This is a genomic window from Pseudomonas kitaguniensis (assembly GCF_049199985.1).
Taxonomy (GTDB): domain Bacteria; phylum Pseudomonadota; class Gammaproteobacteria; order Pseudomonadales; family Pseudomonadaceae; genus Aquipseudomonas; species Aquipseudomonas kitaguniensis.
This window is the reverse complement of record NZ_JBLZPT010000001.1, coordinates 243,509-264,408: the sequence shown is the minus strand read 5'-3', so window position 1 is coordinate 264,408 and position 20,900 is coordinate 243,509. Positions and strand designations below refer to the sequence as shown.

22 protein-coding genes and 1 pseudogene are annotated in these 20,900 nt (G+C 51.1%); 8 read left to right on the top strand and 15 right to left on the bottom strand.

The window, feature by feature from the left end:
- Positions 1-24: 24 nt before the first annotated feature.
- Entirely contained in the window at positions 25-996 is a 972-nt protein-coding gene (locus ACOZK9_RS01265; protein ID WP_421555130.1) for a hypothetical protein, read from the bottom strand.
- Between the two features lie 83 nt (positions 997-1,079).
- Here ACOZK9_RS01265 and ACOZK9_RS01260 point away from each other — a divergent pair, with 83 nt between their 5' ends.
- Together ACOZK9_RS01260 and ACOZK9_RS01255 are read left to right on the top strand one after the other, a co-directional pair.
- Complete coding sequence (locus tag ACOZK9_RS01260) at positions 1,080-1,301, top strand: helix-turn-helix transcriptional regulator (RefSeq protein ID WP_020328368.1); 222 nt, start codon at positions 1,080-1,082, stop codon at positions 1,299-1,301.
- 114 nt (positions 1,302-1,415) lie between these two features.
- On the top strand, positions 1,416-2,738 hold the full coding sequence (locus ACOZK9_RS01255) for a replication protein (protein WP_421555129.1): 1,323 nt from the start codon (positions 1,416-1,418) through the stop codon (positions 2,736-2,738).
- A gap of 529 nt (positions 2,739-3,267) precedes the next feature.
- Here the strand turns inward: ACOZK9_RS01255 and ACOZK9_RS01250 are convergent.
- The 5 genes and pseudogenes from ACOZK9_RS01250 to ACOZK9_RS01230 all read right to left on the bottom strand — a co-directional run bounded on the left by ACOZK9_RS01250 (position 3,268) and on the right by ACOZK9_RS01230 (position 8,659).
- Positions 3,268-4,536: a hypothetical protein gene (locus ACOZK9_RS01250; protein WP_421555128.1), complete on the bottom strand. Its 1,269-nt coding sequence runs from the start codon at positions 4,534-4,536 to the stop codon at positions 3,268-3,270.
- 575 nt (positions 4,537-5,111) lie between these two features.
- Positions 5,112-5,431: pseudogene (locus ACOZK9_RS01245) on the bottom strand (hypothetical protein).
- A gap of 2 nt (positions 5,432-5,433) precedes the next feature.
- Positions 5,434-7,032 (bottom strand): P-type conjugative transfer protein TrbL, encoded by a 1,599-nt coding sequence (gene trbL, locus ACOZK9_RS01240; RefSeq protein ID WP_421555127.1) that lies wholly within the window; start codon positions 7,030-7,032, stop codon positions 5,434-5,436.
- Between the two features lie 190 nt (positions 7,033-7,222).
- Positions 7,223-8,116, bottom strand: a complete 894-nt coding sequence (trbJ, locus tag ACOZK9_RS01235; RefSeq protein ID WP_478372189.1) for a P-type conjugative transfer protein TrbJ — start codon at positions 8,114-8,116, stop codon at positions 7,223-7,225.
- Positions 8,117-8,227: 111 nt separating this feature from the next.
- Positions 8,228-8,659 carry a hypothetical protein gene (locus ACOZK9_RS01230; RefSeq protein ID WP_421555126.1) on the bottom strand — a complete coding sequence of 144 codons (432 nt, stop codon included), beginning with the start codon at positions 8,657-8,659 and terminating at the stop codon, positions 8,228-8,230.
- A 291-nt stretch (positions 8,660-8,950) separates the two neighbouring features.
- Between ACOZK9_RS01230 and ACOZK9_RS01225 the strand changes: the two genes are divergently transcribed.
- The 3 genes from ACOZK9_RS01225 (at position 8,951) to ACOZK9_RS01215 (ending at position 10,876) form a co-directional block, all read left to right on the top strand.
- A complete protein-coding gene (locus ACOZK9_RS01225) occupies positions 8,951-9,325 on the top strand; it encodes a plasmid mobilization protein (RefSeq protein WP_421555125.1) in 375 nt (124 codons plus the stop codon).
- 475 nt (positions 9,326-9,800) lie between these two features.
- Positions 9,801-10,127 (top strand): hypothetical protein, encoded by a 327-nt coding sequence (locus tag ACOZK9_RS01220; RefSeq protein WP_421555124.1) that lies wholly within the window; start codon positions 9,801-9,803, stop codon positions 10,125-10,127.
- Positions 10,124-10,876 (top strand): hypothetical protein, encoded by a 753-nt coding sequence (locus tag ACOZK9_RS01215; RefSeq protein ID WP_421555123.1) that lies wholly within the window; start codon positions 10,124-10,126, stop codon positions 10,874-10,876. Before ACOZK9_RS01220 ends, ACOZK9_RS01215 begins: the two co-directional genes overlap by 4 nt.
- 445 nt (positions 10,877-11,321) lie before the next feature.
- Here the strand turns inward: ACOZK9_RS01215 and ACOZK9_RS01210 are convergent, their stop codons facing one another.
- From ACOZK9_RS01210 to ACOZK9_RS01195, 4 genes are read right to left on the bottom strand one after another with little or no spacing between them, the layout of a single operon-like run.
- A complete protein-coding gene (locus ACOZK9_RS01210; protein WP_421555122.1) occupies positions 11,322-13,019 on the bottom strand; it encodes a DUF2326 domain-containing protein in 1,698 nt (565 codons plus the stop codon).
- Positions 13,006-13,239 carry an ABC-three component system middle component 6 gene (locus tag ACOZK9_RS01205; protein WP_078803739.1) on the bottom strand — a complete coding sequence of 78 codons (234 nt, stop codon included), beginning with the start codon at positions 13,237-13,239 and terminating at the stop codon, positions 13,006-13,008. Before ACOZK9_RS01205 ends, ACOZK9_RS01210 begins: the two co-directional genes overlap by 14 nt.
- On the bottom strand, positions 13,226-13,774 hold the full coding sequence (locus ACOZK9_RS01200) for a hypothetical protein (protein WP_421555121.1): 549 nt from the start codon (positions 13,772-13,774) through the stop codon (positions 13,226-13,228). The genes ACOZK9_RS01205 and ACOZK9_RS01200 overlap by 14 nt, the downstream gene beginning before the upstream one ends.
- Position 13,775: 1 nt before the next feature.
- Positions 13,776-14,048 carry a hypothetical protein gene (locus ACOZK9_RS01195; protein ID WP_078803735.1) on the bottom strand — a complete coding sequence of 91 codons (273 nt, stop codon included), beginning with the start codon at positions 14,046-14,048 and terminating at the stop codon, positions 13,776-13,778.
- Positions 14,049-14,371: 323 nt separating this feature from the next.
- Between ACOZK9_RS01195 and ACOZK9_RS01190 the strand changes: the two genes are divergently transcribed.
- Positions 14,372-14,602 (top strand): hypothetical protein, encoded by a 231-nt coding sequence (locus tag ACOZK9_RS01190; RefSeq protein WP_421555120.1) that lies wholly within the window; start codon positions 14,372-14,374, stop codon positions 14,600-14,602.
- Positions 14,603-14,820: 218 nt separating this feature from the next.
- Here the strand turns inward: ACOZK9_RS01190 and ACOZK9_RS01185 are convergent, their stop codons facing one another.
- The 4 genes from ACOZK9_RS01185 to ACOZK9_RS01170 form a co-directional block, all read right to left on the bottom strand.
- On the bottom strand, positions 14,821-15,822 hold the full coding sequence (locus tag ACOZK9_RS01185; protein ID WP_421555119.1) for an NADP-dependent oxidoreductase: 1,002 nt from the start codon (positions 15,820-15,822) through the stop codon (positions 14,821-14,823).
- A gap of 65 nt (positions 15,823-15,887) precedes the next feature.
- On the bottom strand, positions 15,888-16,748 hold the full coding sequence (locus tag ACOZK9_RS01180) for an alpha/beta fold hydrolase (RefSeq protein WP_421555118.1): 861 nt from the start codon (positions 16,746-16,748) through the stop codon (positions 15,888-15,890).
- Between the two features lie 29 nt (positions 16,749-16,777).
- Positions 16,778-17,566: an SDR family NAD(P)-dependent oxidoreductase gene (locus tag ACOZK9_RS01175; protein ID WP_421555117.1), complete on the bottom strand. Its 789-nt coding sequence runs from the start codon at positions 17,564-17,566 to the stop codon at positions 16,778-16,780.
- Between the two features lie 29 nt (positions 17,567-17,595).
- On the bottom strand, positions 17,596-17,733 hold the full coding sequence (locus ACOZK9_RS01170; protein ID WP_421555116.1) for a hypothetical protein: 138 nt from the start codon (positions 17,731-17,733) through the stop codon (positions 17,596-17,598).
- A 126-nt stretch (positions 17,734-17,859) separates the two neighbouring features.
- Between ACOZK9_RS01170 and ACOZK9_RS01165 the strand changes: the two genes are divergently transcribed.
- A complete protein-coding gene (locus tag ACOZK9_RS01165; protein ID WP_058414834.1) occupies positions 17,860-18,450 on the top strand; it encodes a TetR family transcriptional regulator in 591 nt (196 codons plus the stop codon).
- A gap of 4 nt (positions 18,451-18,454) precedes the next feature.
- On the opposite strand, the gene treR is transcribed toward ACOZK9_RS01165, so the two are convergent.
- Positions 18,455-19,159 (bottom strand): trehalose operon repressor, encoded by a 705-nt coding sequence (gene treR, locus ACOZK9_RS01160; protein ID WP_058414833.1) that lies wholly within the window; start codon positions 19,157-19,159, stop codon positions 18,455-18,457.
- 251 nt (positions 19,160-19,410) lie between these two features.
- Here treR and treP point away from each other — a divergent pair, with 251 nt between their 5' ends.
- Positions 19,411-20,853, top strand: a complete 1,443-nt coding sequence (treP, locus tag ACOZK9_RS01155) for a PTS system trehalose-specific EIIBC component (protein ID WP_421555115.1) — start codon at positions 19,411-19,413, stop codon at positions 20,851-20,853.
- Positions 20,854-20,900: the final 47 nt, after the last annotated feature.

The window sequence follows — 20,900 nt, the reverse complement described above, 5'->3', positions numbered from 1 at the left end:
TTTGGTTGACACTAAAGCGAGCCATTAACCGGATCGGTGTGGCTGACTCAACCAAAAGATCTCTGGGATTGAGGCAATTGCTTTGGATACCGCTTGGCGTTCGATACCCAGCCTGCGCGCAATCGCTGATTGATTGAAACCAAGCCGTTGGAGCATGAGTATCTGTTTTTTTCTATCAGATAATCTTGAGTCCACCATAAGCCGCGCTAGGTCCCGTAACTCTGTTTCCTCTGCTAGCGTTAGCGTTTGGCCAAGCATGTAGTTGTGTATGTAGCTGTCAACCAACTCGTCACCTGATTTCGCTTGCGGGGTGCCTCGCGAGGCGCATTGTCGGCTGAGCCTAGTTAGTTCGAGGTCAAACTGCGCTACAGACCGTTTTGCTTTCCTGTACTTGGGATTCCATTCGTCATCCGGCAACTTAGGTCGATGAGCCGCGCAGTACAGGTTACTTAGGCGTAGTTTTTCATCGATGCCGCGTTGGCCTTCGTCTTTGACGGATTCGGCGAATGAGGCCAGCTCAGCAAGCGAGCCGCAAAATCTACAAAAAACTTTTAAGCGTTGACCATTTAAGCCGCGAAAATTTCTGTTCGCCGGTTGCTTGCGCTTGCAGGCCCATACCAGCTCGATGAGCGTTTCGAGTGTGGCAATAAATTGCTGGTCTCTCTTGGACTGCTGATCTTCTGTTAGAACAAAAGCTCGCAGCAATCGGCGCTTTACGCGGACCATTGCTTCAGCACCGACCAATCGCATGATCTCACTGAATGCTACGCCGGTACCGGCTCCTGGCACGTGCCCCAAATAGCGCGACGGGAGTGTTGTCGTGTACGTAGCTACAGCGGGGTCGATGAGTTCTTCTACAAGTCGAGCGATAGGGTAGCGCTTCGATGCTGCCGAGTACGGCTCCCAGCAGTCCCGAAACCGTCGAATGGCATCTGCGACGGTTGGGTCGCATCCCTTCCAAATGGCGATGGTTGATCTATTTTTCATGTCAGCCATTTTAGCCAATCATCTCGTCGAAGCAAGCGGCACGTCCGGGCACGATCAGGCACACATCCAATGTGACTGATTGAGGCAAGGGTATGCAGGTATCAACGAACAGAACGCTTATCGATAAAAAGACGCTACTAGCGATGATCCCGCTGTGTGAGCGGACGATCTACAACTTTGAAATCAAAGGTAAGTTCCCACGTCGCATTGCGATCAGCAGTCGCAAAGTAGTATGGGATTTGGCTGAGGTCGAAGATTGGATTGACGCATGTAAGGACTCCGGCCCTGCGCCCAGGCCCGGAATTGGAGCCTGAGCGGTGCAGATCGGGCCCGACGCAGGGCCCATATCGCAGCAGCATGCTAGAACGGCTTGCGGTCGACACCAATGTTCACAGCTTGCGCTGTTCAGTTCTCAGGACGAGGCGCAGATGTACCACGACAGCAACAGGAGCGGGTTTTTCTCGCTGCTGGTTGACGTACGTGGCGAAAAACGCCAGTCCTCCCACCGGTTAGCGGATATGCCAGCCATTCTCAATTTGGTGGATAAAACCCGCGACACATGGATGTCTCAGGCAGAGTTCATCCGGCCCAACCGGCGTGTCGTTAACCTTGCCCGGTTGGGGCTGTTGTTCACCGATCTTGACACCTACCGCATACCGGCTCTTACCGGCCGCACGCCTGACGAACTGGCAGCATCGGTGCTTTATTTCTGCACCGAAGAAGGATTACCGGCCCCGTCCGTACTGATCTATAGCGGCCGGGGTATCCAAGCGAAATGGCTACTCGACGGTACTATCCCGCGTCAGGCATTGCCCCGCTGGAATGCGTGCCAACGCTACCTTGTGGATCGCCTCGCACACGTCGGTGCCGATCGGATGGCCAAAGATGCAAGTCGCGTTCTGCGAACGATCCAGACAGTGAACAGCAAGAGTGGCGAACTCTGTCGCGTTGTTCATGTGACGAACGACACCGATGGCCAGCCGGTCCGCTATAACTTCGAGTATTTGGCCGAGGCCCTGCTACCAACTGCCCGCTGGACAATAGAGCAGCAGCGGCAAGAGCAGGCCGAGCGGGTCAAACGCAAGCCTAAGCCCTTCCTTTTGGTGCCCGGCGGTAAAGCTGACAATCTCCGCGGAATCTCCGGCCGTCAGCTTGCGTGGGATCGCCTCGAAGACCTGCGCAAGCTCGCCGAGTTGCGCGGCGGTGTCAGCGAAGGCTGCCGGATGCAACACCTGTTTTGGCGCTTGAACTTCCTGCTACTTTCCGGCGCGACCAACAGCAAACAGATGTATCACGAAGCATCAGCACTGGCTCGCGAGTTAGATCCGCAATGGGATAGCCGTTCCAAGGAACTCATGACGCTGTTCAGCAAGGCCAGGGCCTACGAATCGGGAGAACGGGTCAGCTTCGGAGGTAAGGACTACCCGGCGCTCTACACGCCAAAAAATGACACCCTAATAAACCTGTTCGGGATCACTATAGATGAGCAACGGCAGCTCAAGACGATCATCAGCTTGGGGATGGCACAGGAACGTGACAGGAGCCGCCATGAAGTTCGTAGGCGCGCTGCAGGTAGCGTAGACCGCCAGACTTATTTAAAAAACTCATTGAGCCGCCAGAAGCCTTGGGAGAGCCTCGGAATGAGCCGTGCTAGCTGGTATCGCGCAGGTAAGCCAGAAGCTCCCGAGGTTGAAACAGGTTCGTGTGTATTGCATTCGAAAGAAGTGGCCGCTGATCCGGGTGTCTGGTGAGACAAGTCCGTCCGTATTACTAATGGCGAAGCCTCCGCGTTTTTGAAGGTAGCCGTCCGCGCTGTTGAAGAGGGGGGGGTTATAATGCTGGGTTACGTCAGGTATTTGAAGTACGTGCTTATTACAAATGAAGATGCCATCGGGTTTGTCCGGCGCTCCCGCATGGGGGCCGCACTCGACTTGATCACTCTTTAATATCTACTATAGATAAATCGATGGTTAAATTTGGACGACATTCGTATCGCAATTGTTTGACAAACTCGTCCGCGTACGGTCTGCCGCTAAGTGCACTTGATTAGATTAATTTCCCTATGTTTACAGTCTGCTGAAATGTGCTGATATCGGTTAGTGTTGATATTTGTTATAAAGTTGAATTCAGTTTCTATCGTACAGAGGCGCTAGTAAATAAGTGAGGCTGGTAGCTAGTTGGCTTCACTTATTTTAATGAGTTATTTCTAGATCCTAAAAGTACCCATTCTTATCGTGGCATGAATACTTTTCTGTTAGTTTGTGAGTTGAGTATTTTTTATCACTCGCGCGCTTGTTGAGCTCTCAAATCGATACCGCGTTTTTTTAACAGTTCCTCGTGATCAAGTGCTGAAAGCTTTTCTAATAGTGAGTCTATGGCTTCCATCTCTTCAGTAAACTCTGATTCGTTTAGTTCCACGAGTCCGACTTGGTGCACTACAGTGTTTCTAGTTTTTTGAGCTTGATTTATACGGTCGGCTGTTTCTTTAGTGATAATCCCTTTGGTGTTCCAGAGGTACTTGGATTGCATTTTTATGTTTGTTTTGTTTGTCTCGTGTTTGTTGAAGGTGTCCTCTTCACTAGATGAAAGCTCGCAAATATGTCGAACTAGCGCTGAGAGCTTATTATATTTGCTGATGAAATCCGCAGAGTTTTTATTGGCGGTACCGCTAAAATTTTCAGCCAGTTCCTCGCGATCTGTTTCCTCAATGTGTAGATCCCCAACTGCATCAAGTGCGGCTTGGATTTTTTGGCAAATGTCGTCACTGATCAGATTAAGATCGTCAAGCTCTTGCTTCGATATTCCTTTGCAGTGAGCGATCTTACATCGGTAGTCGTACAGACGTTCCCACTTGGCTTTTAAGTACTCTGACTCGCACTGTACTTTTTTTGAAAAATACTTTTCCCAATTGGTAAATGGAGCGTACTGCTTTAGGTCTTTAACTGTGATATTTTCAGCGTCATTTTTTTCTTTTATAGTATCAAAAAAACGGCTTGCATCTGATTTTGTATAGCTTTTGAACAGGAAGTTTGACAGCTGAATGAAGTCAATCTCATGTAGGAAGTTGGTTTTTTCTTTTTTTCTGTCAGTTCTGACTGAGTCGAGTACCTCTTTTGGAGTTGCCGCATCGCTCCAGTTATATCCAATGCTGATTGCCATGAATTTAGCGATCAGTTTACGCATGAGGTTTTCAGTTTTGTATATTGTAGGGTAGCCGGATTGGCAGTACTCCTCACCAATTCCATCATGAAGTATAATAATATTTCTGCCGCTCAATTTCGTGCAGATTCCTCTTATTTCTCTCAGAAATTCCTTAAACGCTTCAAGCTCTGATCGCTCACTGCACTCTATAGTTAAGTCATAGTAAATTGACCCGTCTGTGAGAGTTCCTTGTGCTAGCTGATATATGTGCTCTTTGTCTAGGTAGGATATTTTATCTTTTTTGGTGAATGAAATAGATTCATGTGTCGAGAGAAGGCTTTTAAATTTATCTGCACTTTTGCAGATTCCATCTTTTGAGTCGAAGGTGATCAAGTATTCGCTTTTCAATTTACTTCCTTGTTTATATTTAGTGTAAAACCACGCTCTTAGTCTCCAATACTAGGTAGTGATTCTATGAGCGAGTAAAAATGCAGGCATAAAGCTACTACGATATGATGAGTGGCTAGTACTGATTTAATATACAGCCTGTTTTTGCATACAGCGTCTGCGGAGTCTTACTGGGCGTTCCATTGACTGTCTGAGCTATCGGGTATCGAGGCTTTTCACGCGGGGAGCTGGCAGTCTTCAGGGGCGTGCGGCGCTGTCTTGCAATGGTGTGACATTGCTGGTGTTGTTAAAAGCGAAAGGAGCAATGGCATTCAACCTGATTCTCGACGGTGATCAGCTTTAGAAAAACGACACTGGGCGGCTCAATCTTGCGTGTCGGCCTACCGTCGCAGGACATGCGTGAGGGATAACAGTGTGCTGGTTTTGTTATTACTTTAGCGGAAGTGTTGGGGGATCGGATATGTGACTCGATGTATAGAAAGTCGCTCAACGAGCACTACAGAGGCTTGCTTGATCTGTGGCGGAAAATACCACCCCACCCTAGGCGAGGTAGTCTTCAAGACAAGTTGGCGTGTTTACTGATTTTCAGGCGGCTCTCGCTTCTGTGCTTCCTGCGCCTTCGGATGGATATCAAAACCTGCTGGTTCAAAGTGGCGTTATTGTTGCTGCCCAGCAAAGGCAGCCGACTCAGAGCCTCTGCCCCAACAAACATGCGATACGAAGCCGACATTGCGAGCGGGCTAACGCGAAGCTGCAGCGCCGTGTAGTGCCGATCCAGCTTATCTAGCTGCGGCCCGTAACCTTTGCTTCGAAGCCACCGGCCGAGTGCCCACATGCCAACGGCGAAGGTAAAGGCGAATACTGCGAATCCAGCGAACATCAGAAATCCCATCATGATTATTTCTCCGTTTTTTCATTGTTGGAGGCCGTACCCGGCACACTCAGCGAGGCTAGGCGACCATTAGCAGAGCTTGCGTCTGAGGCTGGACGGATCACGTTGGAATCCCCCTGCTCGGAATTAGCGGCTAACTCTCCGCTGCTGTTTGGAGCGGCCGAATTGGCATCGCTATTTGAAGGTGGGGTTGATCCAGCACCAAGGGATAGGCCGTGCGCGTTCTCCATGCCAGGTACAGCCATTGAAGCCATCACCCCGAGCACCTTCGCACCTCCATTCGCCGCTTGAGAAAGGGAATTCCCCGACACTTCAATACCCCTTTTGGGTGTCTCTTGTTGTTTGTCTTTGTCGTCGTTGTCTTGCACTACCTTTCCAGCCTGCTTGGCGGCCTGCTGCACGCCGCTGTTAGGTGGCTGGGCAGGGCTGGGCGTCGCTTTAGCGGTACCGCCACCTACGCTCGACCCTGCTGATGTAGAGACTTTGATTGCTGCACCGCCACCAGTGCTGGCACCCACTCCAGAGGGCGCGGCGTTCGCTGCACCGATGCCGGAGTTTGCCGCACCGGCGAAGCTGGAGTTGATAGCGCCAGCCAATCCTCCGCTACCAGCAGCCCCTGCGGCACTTGCACCACCACCGGCAGCGCCAAGCGCACCACCGGCGGCGGGCGCAGCGGCACCGGCCGTAGCGATGGTGGCGACTGCGGCAGCAGCACCGGCTGCGCCAGCCGCTGCCATTCCGCCGATGGCCGAGCCTCCGCCCATTGACGTGCCGCTAATCATCCCGCCAATCAGTTCGGGAATAGTCTTGGTTAGGTAGGCGCATACCAGAGCCAAACCTGCCAATGTCATCAGAGATGCTTCGTCATTGGTATAAACCGCTAACCAGGACTTAGCCGACGTGACAATAATTCCTACGATCAATGTTAAGACGAACAGCTTGGCACCTACTGCAACAACGAAGCGGAGTGGTGCAATTGCAAAATCGCGTGTCCATTGCGAACCACCGAAACCGAAGAATAGTACGGAGGCATTAATGATGACGTACGACTCTACAAGCGTCACAAACATAAATGCCGCGATAAAGGCGAAGCACAGTAAAACCAAGCAGCCAACAAGCGCGATAAGGATTGCTTTGCCCGGAGAAAAAAGTGAAATTCCTTCCACGATGGTGCGTGAGAAGTTGACAGCGACCGCGAACATATCACCGGGTTGAAGCGCACGGCCCAAACCGCTAGCCGTGCCCGCAGCTTCTCGGAAGCTGTCCACTACGGCTGTTGCCCATGGCACGGAATGCTCAATGACTGCGTAGAAAAAACCAATGACCATGAAGAAGCGGATCAGCTCGCCGACAACTTCACCTAAGTCAGCTTGTTTCATCACTAAAGGCATGAACGTCCAAACCAATTGGATGAGAGCGAGAGATGCCAGTAAGTTGAGTGCATAACCCTGTAGTCGTGGTGACCATTCACTTGCGGCTTGATAGAGCGTCCGCAAAAGCCCGTTCATTTCATTGCTTTGAGTTACATCTCCTGCTGCCATCGCGCTACCGGCCGAAAGCAAGAGTATTGCACCAACGAGTGGTAGAAATGCTGAACGTTGCATAGTTAAAAATCCTCAGACGGGCCCCAGTTGTTTTTCCGTGCTTCAAAGTTCTTATCCGTATCTGATTGCATCGACCGCTCAACAGCCACGCAATCGGTGCGGATATAGACAATGAATCCAGATAGAACAGAGCCACCAAGAGCAGAGACGATGCATAACCCAGCGATCAGAGTTTTAGATATAAACATGTTTAGAAATCCTCGGAAGGCCCCCAATTATTTTTACGGGCCTCAAACTTTTGCTCAGCTGCTTCGCTAGCAGCTTTTCGGTCGCCCTGCTGAGCCATATAGTTACCTTGCATGTTTATTTGCGTGGCCAGTAGATCGCGCAGTTTTTGCAGCTGCTGAACGTTCTGAGAGGCTATCTCGTTGCCTGCCTGAATGGCTTGCATCCGGCCCGCGGCTGACTGTGAGCGAGCCACCATGTGATCGAGCTGGGTATCCTCAGACTCGAAAGTGCTGGTGTTGAGGTTGGCCGCTTCAAGGGCCGCTTTTACGCTGTCGCGGTTTTGCTCTGACCACTTCTGATAGCGCTCACGCGCCGGTACTTCCGCCGAGTTTGCAGCTTGATTTAGGTAGGATTGAAAGCCAGGAAAAGCGGTGTTGAACTGCGAGTCCATATTCTGGATCTGGCGGCCTAGGGACTGCGAGCGGTTGTAGATGTTGGCCACGTTTTTGAGATCGCCCGCGATGCTGCCGAACATTGAGCTGGGCAAGCCGGTGCCTTGAGTGACCATGTTCTGATACTGCTGAATCTGCGTCTGTAATGTCTCGGCAGTGTTCAAGGCGGTATTAACGGCCTCGACGTACTCGAACATCTGCTGATAGAACGTCGAGCAGTTCGAGCAATAGATGGCGTAAGCCGGGCGTGGAGCGATGTACATGGCCAATCCGAAAAAAGCGGCTACGGCAATTTTGGCACCATAGGCAGCCTGACGACGGAGTTTCCGAGTAAGAGAAACGGTCGTTCTGCGCAAGGGAATTGTTGCCAGCGGCGTTTTGCCGATAATGGACGTTATGATTTTTTGGTGCATTTCCCGGCCTCTATCAGTCACTTTGATCAGTGCCTGATCGTGCCCGGACATGCCGGTTGCATCGATGGAATGATTGGCTGATTAGGTTGACATCGGGGAGATCGATTCGTGGCGATTATTTGTTTAATTCGCCCTTTTCGGAATGTACCAAGTATTCGGCTGCTACTTGCAGTACGTGCTCCCGGCCGCTTGAAAGATGTGCAGCCGAAAAGGCTTAACCCTTGGAAAGCTATATAAGATCATCACGGTTGTTGCCGTTGCTTGGGTCATGCCGGAACACAGGTGGGGCTTCGACATAGGAACTGGTACCGTTGAGGTGCCGGACTGCATGTGTTCTGGCACCGGGGCTACCGGAATTGTTATTTCGTCAGGAATTGTGGACTGCTGGGCTCCACGTTTGGTCGGCTTGCGGATGTACTTTCCAACGTACCGGGCGAACTGGCTGTAGCTCAGACCAGTGTTATCTCCACCGTGGTTCTCATAAACGACCGTCACCGGCCAACCGGCTTGAATGAGACCACGAAATTCATCGAGGCGCGCTAAAAACGCCACCCGCCCCGCGCCAGTAAGCCCTTCTTTTGGTGTCTTCATCATCGAACCTCCGCTTAAGCATGGTTACGCAAGTATGCGCAAAAAATTGTTTACTTACCATGCGTAATCTAGCTCATAGATGCGTAGATATGCGTAGGTATGCTAGATATGAAGCGATCGCAAAGATACGCATGTATTTGCGTCGAATCAGACGGCAAGATGTGTGTTGTACGGGTGCGGGCTGCGCCGACCCCTTACAGACACCGGCTCTTACTCACCTGCGGTTCGACAGTATCTTGCTCTGCGAGGCCACCTCGCTGACGCACGGTAGAAAAAACAAACTTGGAGGCCATCATGAGCAACGACGGAGACCTAAAAATGCCAACGGCGCGTCGACGTGGAAAGCCGATAGAGGTGTGGGTGACTGATGAGGAAAAGGCGGCGATTACAAAGCGCGCCGAAGATACTGGCCTGTCGCGTTCAGGGTTTCTGCGCGCAGTCGGCATGAATTATCCAATTCGTTCTATCGTTGACCTGACGGTCGTGGCAGATTTGGCCAAAGTCAACGGCGACCTTGGCCGCGTTGCTGGCTTGCTGAAGCTTTGGCTCGCAGAGAAACATGGTCAAAGAGCGCATGCAATCGATGTGGAGAAGATGATGGTAGAGTTTCGGGAACTGCAAACGGGCATCCGAGAGAAAATGGGTTTGATCGTTAAAACTCACAAGTAAACGGCCCCCGCCTGGGGCAGCGTTTGGACTGAGCAATCCAAAATACCTCCGAGCTGCTGGTTGCTGGCTCCGCAACAAACCTTCATTTGAGGAGTGATATGAATGCCATCACATTATGGCGGTGTAGCAATAGACCGCTCGATATCAGTCGGGGTAAGTTTTTTTGGGCGATAAAACCATCGTACTAAACGCTCAAAATCCTCGCTAGCAGGCTCAAAACCCCCTCCATTAATCGGCAAGTCAAACGTCAGACATAATTAATGCTTTGAAGGTTGCGGGCAGTGGGCTGATCAAGAGATTGATGAACGATAATCAAGCTGCAGGGCGCCGAAAATCGCCAGAGCACCGATATCTAGTTACCAACGATGAACGCCACGGAGGGGCAACCATTTGGTAGCGCAGCACTACGATGGCATCGAGTACGTGGTGAAGCAAAAACAGGTTATGATTACTACCCCAGCTAGGAGGGAAGGCAATGGAAATAAAAATTGCACTGCAGGAAGATAAAACTAAAATTGGAAAGGTTGACTTGTTAAAGGTCAGTGATCGTACAAAGTATTTTCAAAGCAAGCTGCATGAAATTGCATTCTATTTCAGTGTGAATAATGCGGTTTTTGATAAGTATCTGGGGATAAAAAAGGTACATACGATCGATGTAAATAAGGCAAGGGCTTTAAGAAATTCATATTTGAATTTGTTTCACCCAGATAAAAATATCAATTCAGAGATTGACTTGGATTTCACCAAGGTTAGTGAAGATATAAATGGATTGTTTAGTCGTGTGTCTGGTGGCAAGCTATGAGTGCTAACTTTCCATCGACTAATTTTTACACACTTGGTGATCTTGATTACAATGTACGGCAGCAGGCTTTTGAATTTAACTCTGCCTTGCTTGATCTTTTGAGTACTAGGACTCTATCGACAATCAAGAATGCGTTCAATAGAGGAGTGTTGGTTTGGCAGAATGGACTTTGTTATATCAAGGTTTCGGAGTTGAGCCATTTGTTGAGGACCGGAAACTCGGGGGCGCATAACTATTTTTGGCAGCAAGGCATAGAGGGGTATGTTTCTCCATCACTGCCTCATTCAATAGATGGTGATATCTATATATCGGGTCCCGATTTTTGCGGGCTCCTTGATGCGAGAATAAGCTCCTCATTTGGTGTTAGCAATCTTTACTTGAGGTATGTTCGGGCAGTTTATCAAGCTATTACATCGTCTACTACATTGGTAGATCTTAGGGTAGCGTTTTTAGATAATATTGATGGCAAGCGTAACCAACTAAAAGATCAGCGAGTCACTCGGTACGGAATCACTTGTTGCGAGTTTAGTGGTATTGCTTTTTTGAAGCTATCTGAAGTTCAGTTTGCCCATGTGGAAAGTGTAACTACGTCCCCCCTACAAGCGTTGAATATAGATAATGGAGTGGTGATTTTGAGAGAAATCCATGCCGAATTAACTAGGTTGGGCGTTCACGATTTTGCAGGGATGTATGATTACTGTCAGCAAAATAGTTACTCAACAGAATGGGCAGACTACTATGAGTTGTAGTGTTCTATAATGTTAATGGCGTTTTTATGGTGCAAAAAGGACATGGCTTAAGAATAGAGCTTCGATACCATTTTCGGGCGAGGAATGCCGGCATGGTACGGGAATGCTTAGTCGAGAATTTTTGGAACTGTGACTGAAGCTTCATTAACATGAGCTCGTGCAAAGTTGGCGGGAATTACCGTTAGGCAGGCTGACTTACTTGAAGCTTTTGGCTAAAAGGGGCCAGCCTACTGATTAACTCTCCGGCTTCCGGATAAACATTACCAATGTGCACGTATGTTTTGAGGTCGAGCGCATCGTACTCAGTTATGTTCGGGGTATCGGACAGCGCGGTCCATGACAAAACGCAATGCTGGATTGGATTGTAGACCCCTTTCCGTACTAATTTCGAGCGATCAAGAATCAATGGGATCGAATGAGCTGGCTAGTCATTCAATCCGTCTGGCTATATTTTAAAAAACTTGTTGCTTTCGGAGAGCTCCAATATTACTGATTCCTTTTTGAAGACGCTAAATCTGTCGTCCGAAATCTTGTCGCTAAGCACTGCAACGATGTACTGTCCATGCAATTTATTAGCAGCCTGGAAAATATCGAAAACTTGATTGACATCAACATCTTCAATGCTGTCATGAATGACAAATGTTGGGCGTTTGATTTTCGTAGCGTTGACAAATTGGATGTAAGCTAAGTCAAAAGCGCTTAGTTCACCCTTCTTTTTTCCGCCAGTGGAATTTGGGGTGATGCATATTATATCGAACTCGCACTTTTCTTTGTCTACATCGAAAAAAAGGTCAAAAATATATCTCTCATCATAAAAGGATTTACTAAGTTCACCAAAATATATATTGAAGAGCTCAACATTGCTTTCAAGTGAGGCTATATTGCCTTGGATTTGCTGCACGACTAAATCCTTGCCGGATTCTAGTGTGGCTATGATATCCTTTGTGTCTTCAATTTTCAGAAGAAGTGCCTTTGTGCCGGCGATTTCCTCTCTTATTAAGGATAATGCATTATACATCTGTCCTATAGATTTTAATGTGTCAGGCTCGTTAATGTTTTTGAAAACGCTGGACTCCAATGCCTGAAGTTTATTCATTGTTAATCGTATAAATGCTGAGCTCTCTTGAGCTTCGATAAATTCCCGTTGTATTAGCGCAATTTTGTTCGACAATACCTTGTTGTGAAAGACAACTAGATCTTCGTAACTACGTCTCAAATCGCTACTTATAGACACGCCTGCTTCGGCATATATTTCAGATAGTTCTTTGCCATTAACATTCGATGCATCATTTCGTAGCTTGCTAATTGACTTCGATAAATGGTTGATTTTAGCTTCAATTTCAGAGTAGGTGATTGTTAGGTCCGAAATCTCACCTTGTATCCTAACTAATTCTCTGACACTTGCTTCCTGGGTGTCTTTGAAATCAAATTCAGAGATTTTAGATTTTAAGGTTACTTCTTCCGCTTCCAATGGTTTTATCATTTTGACTAACGCACTTTCTTTGTGCGGGTTTCTATACGCAGCTAAATGCTTCTTTTTTAAAGATATTTGATTGTTGAAGTCAGCCTTTTCTTTTAAAAGGCTTAGACCGGAAAATCCAAAAAGATAAAGGTAAACTTGGTCGTAGACATCTGGTTTGGTATTTACGTGCAAAAATTTTGCCGTATTTTGCATTTTTTCATTTGTATTGCGAATGAATTTGTGGCTGAGGTTTCTTATTGAGGGCTTCTCTTCGCGCTGTCCAAATATTTGTTGGGAAACAAGTTCAACATACTTCTGCTTTGGTACAGCCTTCCCCTCGATGAAAAAAATATACTCCTTTGAGTTTCTTTTTAGCGTCCTTCCAGCAGAATGTTTTTTGCCGTCGAAACCGTAAAATTCCAGTTCTATAACTATCTGGTTCGAATCAATGAAATTCGCCACTTCGGGAATGATCTTGTTGAACTCAGAGTCAGTGTAAATGTCCTCACCAGAGGACATGAAAATATAATCAAGCAGTCTTGAGGGTGTGGATTTACCTACACTATTACCGCTTTTTGCAACGCTGGAGTCGGCATTTATAATTAAGTTGAGACCTTCTTTAAAAAAGATCTCTCTTAAGGTGTCGCCATTTTTGATAACTCTTAAGCTATACAACTGCATACGCTATGCATCCATTCGAATTGAGGTCAATAGCTCCAACTACATAAAGCCAATCTAGGGCGAAAGTAAATACCTCATAAGAAACGTCAAATTTAGATTTAATCGTTTCATATAAATGTTCTATTTCAGCCTCAGTATAGTCAGTCGAAGCTAGCTCGCTCAGAATTGCAGCTCCGATATAGACCGGATTTAAAATAGGATCCGAATCAATTGTGATCATTTGGGTTTTCTAGCACAATGCATTCAATGATTGAGTAACTTGTAATGAGCACCACTCCAAATTCGATGTCTTCATCATAATAGCCGCTCTGAAGGTCAGATGAAGATTTAACAAAATCCTCAACTAAAACAAGAACCCTTGCGACAATATTATCAGAGTGTGCTCTCAGTCTTTCGAGATCTTCAGGGAACTTTAAGACTCTAAATTCCGCTAAGGCCTTGCAATAAAATATTCTCATCTGGCGCTTTAGCTTAGTGCTTCCGCCATTAATCATCTTGTTGAGCTGGGTAATAGAGCCATCAACCAGTAATGCATTGGCAATATACTGCTTTATAACCCATTGATGGGTCTCAAGATCATTAAAAACAATTTTTCTTTCTGTCTCAGAAGGCTCCCTTGTCAAGTCGACAGGGTCTGGCTCTGAAGTGGCAATAATTTCGATAAGTTTTCCGAGAACGCTAGAGCGAGCAATGCGTCGATCAGTTTCGATGTGGACAGGTCCATTATTGTCCTTAAAAACGACACCCTGTCCCATGCTACCCTCTATTGTCTATATTAACGGCGCCAGAGTTACCTTGGAAGAATTGCGACTTTTCTCCTTGGGTCACATTTATGCTTTCAATCTGAAGCTTTAATTTGTTGTTTTCCTCTGTCACGTTAGATACAACGCTGTGTAGTTGACTTGCTTCTTCTTTTGCCTTCGATTTTCCAACCGTTTGCGCAATAGCGATGATTCCCGATACGACTGTCAATACATAGCCAATAGAACTAACAATTGGATCGGCTAGAAAATCTTTCAAAAATTCCATTGCAGCGTTAACTCCTTCTGATGTAGACCTTTTCAAGGTCCGCCACGTTTCCTGACTTTGAATACGACCAATTTGGCAGATGCTCAACTCAGCGGCCAAGACGTAAACATAGGTAAGTTCAGCAACGTGGACAGAGCCTTATCTGCTCCTGAGGTCAGGGTAGTTCATGCTTGCTGGATGAGGCAATCACAATCGCCACTATTCTGCCATCTTCTTTCGGCTACATATACGACTTAAAGGCCAGGGCCATTCTCTGGTCTAGCGACCGAATCGGTGCTGTAGGCATCGTCGAATTTGCAACCATAGGTGGCTGGTAGGATCGAATGAAAGACAGACCGCATAACGAAGCGATGGCCTATTACTTTCGCAACAATCCGACGTACGCTGCGGAACTCCTCGCCGAGGTTCGCCGCGGTGGCGAGGTCGATGAGTTGGCTATTGTGATGCGGCAGATAGCTGCTGCTGGTCCTGAGGCTAGTGAAATATTGGGGTCGGCGAGTGAGCGTGAGGATACCGATATGCCATGCGGCAGCGCTTTGGAGAACAATCATTAAATGGTATTTTTAGTGGTATCGGATATTTGCTTTTGGTTTTTGTCCAGCTTTTACTGGTTTTTTTTTGCTTATTTACAATTGAGTGGGAGTGATATGAACACGAAGGGCGCCGCAAGGCGCCCTTCGTGCATAACGAGGCAGTAAACTATAAACCCCACGATAAATAGCCTTTCGATAACTCTGCGAACGGAGTTAACCCCGCATCGCTCTTAAAACCTTTACCTAACGTTCACCACAACCTTCCCCTTGGCACGACCCTGCGCCAGATACTTGAGCGCCTCCTCCGCCTGTTCCATCGGAAAAACCCTGTCGATCACCGGGCGGATAATCCCCGCATCAACGAGCCCACCCATTTCATTCAGTTGCCCACCGTCAGGGCGCACAAAAAGAAACCCGTACGAAACACCGCGCTTTTTCGAAAGCCGAATAATCTTGCGGCTCATCAGCCCGAATACAAACCCAAGCAAGCCATTTAACCGCCGAGCGCGGGCAAAGGCTTTATCCAGTGGCCCAACGAGGGAAATAATCTTGCCCCCAGGCCGCAGGATGCCGACGGATTTCTCAATAGCGTCACCTTTTGTTGTGCCGAGCACCACGTCGTAGCCGCGCAGCACCTGCTCAAATTCCTGCTTTTTATAATCAATCACCTCGTCTGCACCCAAGCTGCGCACCCACTCGACGTTCGCGGTGCTGGTGGTTGTGGCCACTGTGGCGCCCAGGTGTTTCGCCAGTTGGATGGCAAAAGTGCCTATGCCCCCAGAACCCGCCGGTATGAATACTTTCTGGCCCGGTTGCAGATTCGCGCGCTCTTTCAGCGCTTGCCACGCCGTAAGTCCTGCCATCGGCAGGGAAGCTGCTTGCACAAAATCGAGGTTCGAAGGTTTCAGCGCGGCGGCACTTTCCGGTACGGCGGCGTAGTCGGCGAGTGAGCCGGTGCCGAGGTCAAACAGGCTGGCAAAAATGGCATCACCGACTTTAAACCGTGTAACAGCGCTGCCGATCTCTACTACCACGCCGGCCAGGTCGCTGCCCAAAATAGCCGGCAGTTGAAACGTCAACACCGCTTTGAAGATGCCCGCAGGTATCATGTTGTCGATGGGGTTCAACCCGGCCGCGTGAACTTCGACCAGCAGTTCGTTCGGCTTGATGGTCGGGCGGGAAACTTGCGCTAACCCGATGTCAGGCGACTTGCCATAGCGCTTGAAGGTGACTGCTTTCATGGTGTTGTGATTCCGATGTTATGCGTCTTGGAAAACCGGATGGGCTGCGTGAACCTGAGGCGATGTCAGGCCAGGAACGCCAACGCTCTGGTCACAAAGTCAGCGTGGTGCTGATACACGCCGCCATGGCCCGCATCCGGGTAGATCACCAGTTGCGCGTGGGGGATGCGTAGGGCCATATCGCGACTCAACGCTGTCGGTACCATGATGTCGTTGTCGCCATTGGCGATGAGCACGGGCATTTGCAGGCGGGCCAGGTCTTGCGGTGCCTGGCGCCCCCAGGCTTTTATAGCGTGCAGTTGGCGTAAAAAAGCGCGAGGTGTCAGCCCTTTGTCGCGGTCGACAACGCGTTCTTTTAGCCTTTTTAGAAAGGCGCGTGCTGCTTGTCTGCCACTGCGTGTGGAGGTGAAAAACAGATAAAATTTGGGATCGCGCAAGGTCAGCGCGCCCTTGAGCATCAGCGGCCAAGACAACGCGCCGACGCGATCAATGCCGGGGCCGCCTGCCGGGCCAGTCCCGGCCAATATGAGCTTGCGCACAACACCCGGTGCCCTCAGCGCTAAGGCTTGCGCGACAAAACCACCCAGCGAAAAGCCCAACACATCGACCTGCGCAAAGCCCATTGTGCGGATCAACTCGAGCGTGTCCTGGGCCATCTCGTCTATCGTGAGCGGCGCGCTGCCACTGGATAACCCGACTCCTCGATAGTCGATAGCGATCACCCGATGATGGCGTGCAAGGCCATCGACGACGCGTGGATCAAAATTGTCCAGCACGGCGGCCCAATGGTTGAGCAGGATCAGCGGTACGCCGGCCTGCACACCCAACTCGCGATAGGCGAAGGCCGTACCGGCGACCATGGCTAGCTTGTTCGGTGCGTTGATGTAAGACCGCGCGGCGAGCGGGTCCGGGGTTGAGCGACTCATCGTGACTACCTTGGTGTGAAGGGCAACGCTCAGGCTTGTGGTTGATAGCGCTCGGCGGCATGCGCTTGCCGAATGTCCGACAGCAGCCCTTGGCGCGCGCCATCCAGTGCATCCCAACGGTCTGCAACGTGCAGCGGCGGAATGGTCACCAGCTCGCGGCGGTCGAAGCCGACCAGTGCGGCGTCGACCAATTCCTCAACGTCCATCACCTCGGAGAGCGTGTTGACGTCGAACCCTGCGCGCTCCCAGATTTCGGTGCGGGTTGCGGCCGGCAGTACCGCCTGTACGTAGACGCCTTGGGGCGCCAATTCCAGGTTCAGGCCTTGCGACAGGAACAGCACGAATGCCTTGCTGGCGCCGTAAACCGTCATGCCAAATTCGGGCGCCAAACCGACCACCGAGCCGATGTTGACGATCGAGCCTGCACCGGACTGCGCGAAACGCGGGGCAACTGCTGCGGCGAGTCGCGTCAACGCAACCACATTGAGCGTGATCAGCGCGGTGATGGCCTCAGCGCTTTGTTGAGTGAAGGCCCCCGAGTGGGCGATGCCGGCATTGTTGATCAAGATGCCGATCTCGGCGTCGTCACGCAGGCGCGTTTCGATGCGCGTGAGGTCATCAGGGTGGGTCAAGTCGGCTTGCAGCACCTCCACAGCAACCGCGTGCTCCTCGCGCAGTCGCACCGCCAAGGCCCCCAGTCGCGCTTTGTCGCGTGCGACGAGCACGAGGTTATGCCCGCGTTGAGCAAATCGTTGGGCATAGAGGGCGCCAATGCCGCTGGAAGCGCCGGTGACAAGCACAGTGGGTAGCGTTTTCATTGAGAGTTTCCTTTTGGATAGCCCTGCGTTTACGCAGAAATGTGTGTGGCTTCGGTAATGACCAACTCTGCCGAGGCACGGTTGTGTGTCAGCGACGCCATCACGGTGCGATGGGTCAGCGTCAGATTGCCCAAGGAATAAGGTTCAAACAGTGCTTGCTCAGGCATGGTGTTCAGCTTCTGGTGTGGGGACTGGCTTTAATAATTACGACTGAACTCTAAAATGTCAACGGTTTGATGTCGATCAACATCAATGTATACTCGCAGCTTGTGTGAACAACGTTTGGGTCAAGCATGAAAGTCACTAAGCAACAGGCGCAAGCAAATCGCGCGCACATCATTGAAACGGCGTCGGCGCTGTTTCGAGAGCGCGGCTTCGATGGCGTCGGCATTGCCGATTTGATGGCGTCTGCGGGCTTTACCCAGGGCGGCTTTTACAAACATTTCCGCTCCAAGGCGGATTTGATGGCGCAAGCGGCGACGTGCGGCATGGCTCAGTCTGCCGCGCTGGCGGAGGGTGCGTCGGCGGCTGAGTTTGTGCGGGTTTACCTTGCTCGCGAGCACCGTGACGACCGCACCGCCGGCTGTACGATGGCTGCACTGTGCGGGGACGCCGCGCGTAAAGAGGACGAGGTTCGAGCGGCTTTTGCCGCCGGTATCGAGACACAGTTGGGGTTGCTGTGTGCTGACGCCGTGACGGCCCAAGGCGAAGAGGGCGCCCAGGCTCGCGCCACGCGGCTTGCCGCTATGGCGCAGGCGCTCGGCGCGATTGTGATGTCGCGGGCTTGCCCCGACGACTCGTCATTGGCAGATGAAATTCTTACGGCCAGTCGCGACGCGATCCTCGCGTCACTGGTGCCCGCCGAGCCTGCTGCGCAAGCCTGAAGGCTTAGCGCCGCGCAATGTCCGAAAAGTAAAACTTGTCCAGCGTATGCCGCGACTCGGTGTACTCGAACTGCCGCCCGTCCTGCAAAAACGTCTGGTTGCTCACCACGATCACGTGGCTTTGGCCGTCGAGGTCCAGGTGCGCCTGGTCATCTTTGCTGCGGGGCAGGGCTTCGATGGTGCGTTGCGCGTAGCTGATCTGCAGTTCCAGCGTTTGCTCGATAAACGCGTAGATCGACTGTTCGGCGATGACCCGGTCCAGCCCCGGGATCAGCTCGGCGACGAAATGGTTGATGTCGAGGATCACCCGTTTGCCGCCGATGCGTCGCACCCGTTTGATGCGCGTGATCAGCGTGCCGGGCTCGGCTTCGATGTGCTGCAGCAGCGAATCTTCCAGCGCTAACTGAGTGAATTCGACGACTTCGGTGCGTACGTCGTCGCCCAGGTCGGCGTGGGTTTCGTGGAAGCTGACGATGCCGCCCATTTGAAATTCAATCGGTTTGGGCGACAGCACGAAGGTGCCTTTGCCATGAATTTTTTGTGCAAAACCACGTTCCTGCAACTGCTCGATAGCACGGCGCACGGTGCCGCGGCTGGCTTGGTAGGCATCCATCAGTTCGGTTTCGGAGGGAAGGCGTGTGCCGCGCTGCAGGCGTTCCGTGGTGATGCTGGCAAGCAGATCGGTATAGATCTGGTTGTATTTACTCATGGGGATAGCTCTGTGCCCGACGCGATGAAGGTGGACTGCGCGTTCAAGGCAGGAACCTTAGTGGCAGAGGTGGCCTTTGTCCATTGCACACCGGTGGACTATCGGAAATGTCCGACTTCATATTCAGAAAATATACTTTGTGTAACTCGTCTATACGAGTTATTGCTATCACTCGTACAGACGAGTAAGTTTGCCCTCGGCGTGCTGCCAATGACTGCCCCTAAATAAAAAAATCAAAGTGGATACCAAGCATGAGCCACGACTATTGCGCTATTGCCCGCCAGATTCTCGAAAACCTCGGCGGCCGCGACAACCTTGAACAAGCCGCGCACTGCGTAACCCGCCTGCGCCTGGCGCTCAAAGACCCGAACCTGGTCAATGGCAGTGCGCTGAACCAGGTCGATCTGGTCCAGGGTTCGTTCTTCACCGGCGGTTTATTCCAGGTGGTGATCGGCCCCGGTGAAGTCGAAAAGGTCTACGCCGCGCTGCGCGAGCAAACCGGGCTTGCCGCCGCCACCATCGCCGACGTCAAGCAAAAGGGCGCCGACAAGACCAACGCCCTGCAGCGACTGGTGCGGGTGTTTTCCGATGTGTTCATGCCGATTTTGCCTGCGCTGATCATCGCCGGCCTGCTGATGGGCGTGAACAACTTGATGGGCGCCAAGGGCATGTTCATCGAGGGCCAGACGCTGCTGGAGGCGTATCCGAACCTGGATGGCCTGTGGAGCCTGATCAACCTGATGGCCAATACCTCGTTCGTGTTCCTGCCGGCGTTGGTGGGCTGGTCGGCGGCCAAGCGTTTTGGCGGCAGTGAAATCCTTGGCATCGTGCTCGGCCTGATGCTCGTGCACCCGGACCTGCTGAATGCCTGGAACTACGGCAAGGCGGTGGCCGGCCTCGACGGCCAAAGCCTCCCTTACTTCGACATTTTTGGTGTGTTCCAGATCGAGAAAGTCGGCTACCAAGGCCAGATCCTGCCGATCCTGATGGCCGCCTACGTAATGAGCGTGATCGAAAAGTGGCTGCGGGCGCGAGTGCCTAATGCGATTCAACTGTTGGTTGTGCCGATCACCACCATCGTCGTCACCGGCGTGCTGGCACTGGCGATCATCGGCCCAGTCACCCGCCACCTCGGCATCCTGATCACCGAAGGCGTGGTCACGCTGTTTGACCTGGCGCCGATGGTTGGCGGGGCGATTTTCGGCCTGCTGTACGCGCCGCTGGTGATCACCGGCATGCACCACATGTTCCTCGCCGTCGACCTGCAGCTTATTGCTACCCAAGGCGGCACGTTTATCTGGCCGATGATCGTGATGTCCAACCTGGCCCAAGGCAGCGCGGCGCTCGCGGTGTTTTACATGGCCCGCAATGCGCGCGACAAAAGCATGGCCTCGACCTCGGCGATTTCGGCTTATTTCGGCATCACGGAACCGGCGATGTTCGGGGTGAACCTGCGCTTTAAATTTCCGTTTTATGCCGCCTTGATGGGCTCGGCGCTGGGCAGCATTTTCCTCTCGCTGAACAAGGTTACCGCCTCGGCTATCGGCGTCGGCGGCTTGCCCGGGTTTATCTCGATCGTGCCGCAGTCCATCGCGGTGTTTGTGGTTGGCATGGTCATCGCGATTGTCGTGCCGTTTGTTTTGACCTGTGTGTTGAGCATGAAGATTGTTCGGCCGGGGTATCGCGTCGCCTGATCCAGCGCTTTCGCGGGCAAGCCCGCGCCCACATTTGATTGCATTCC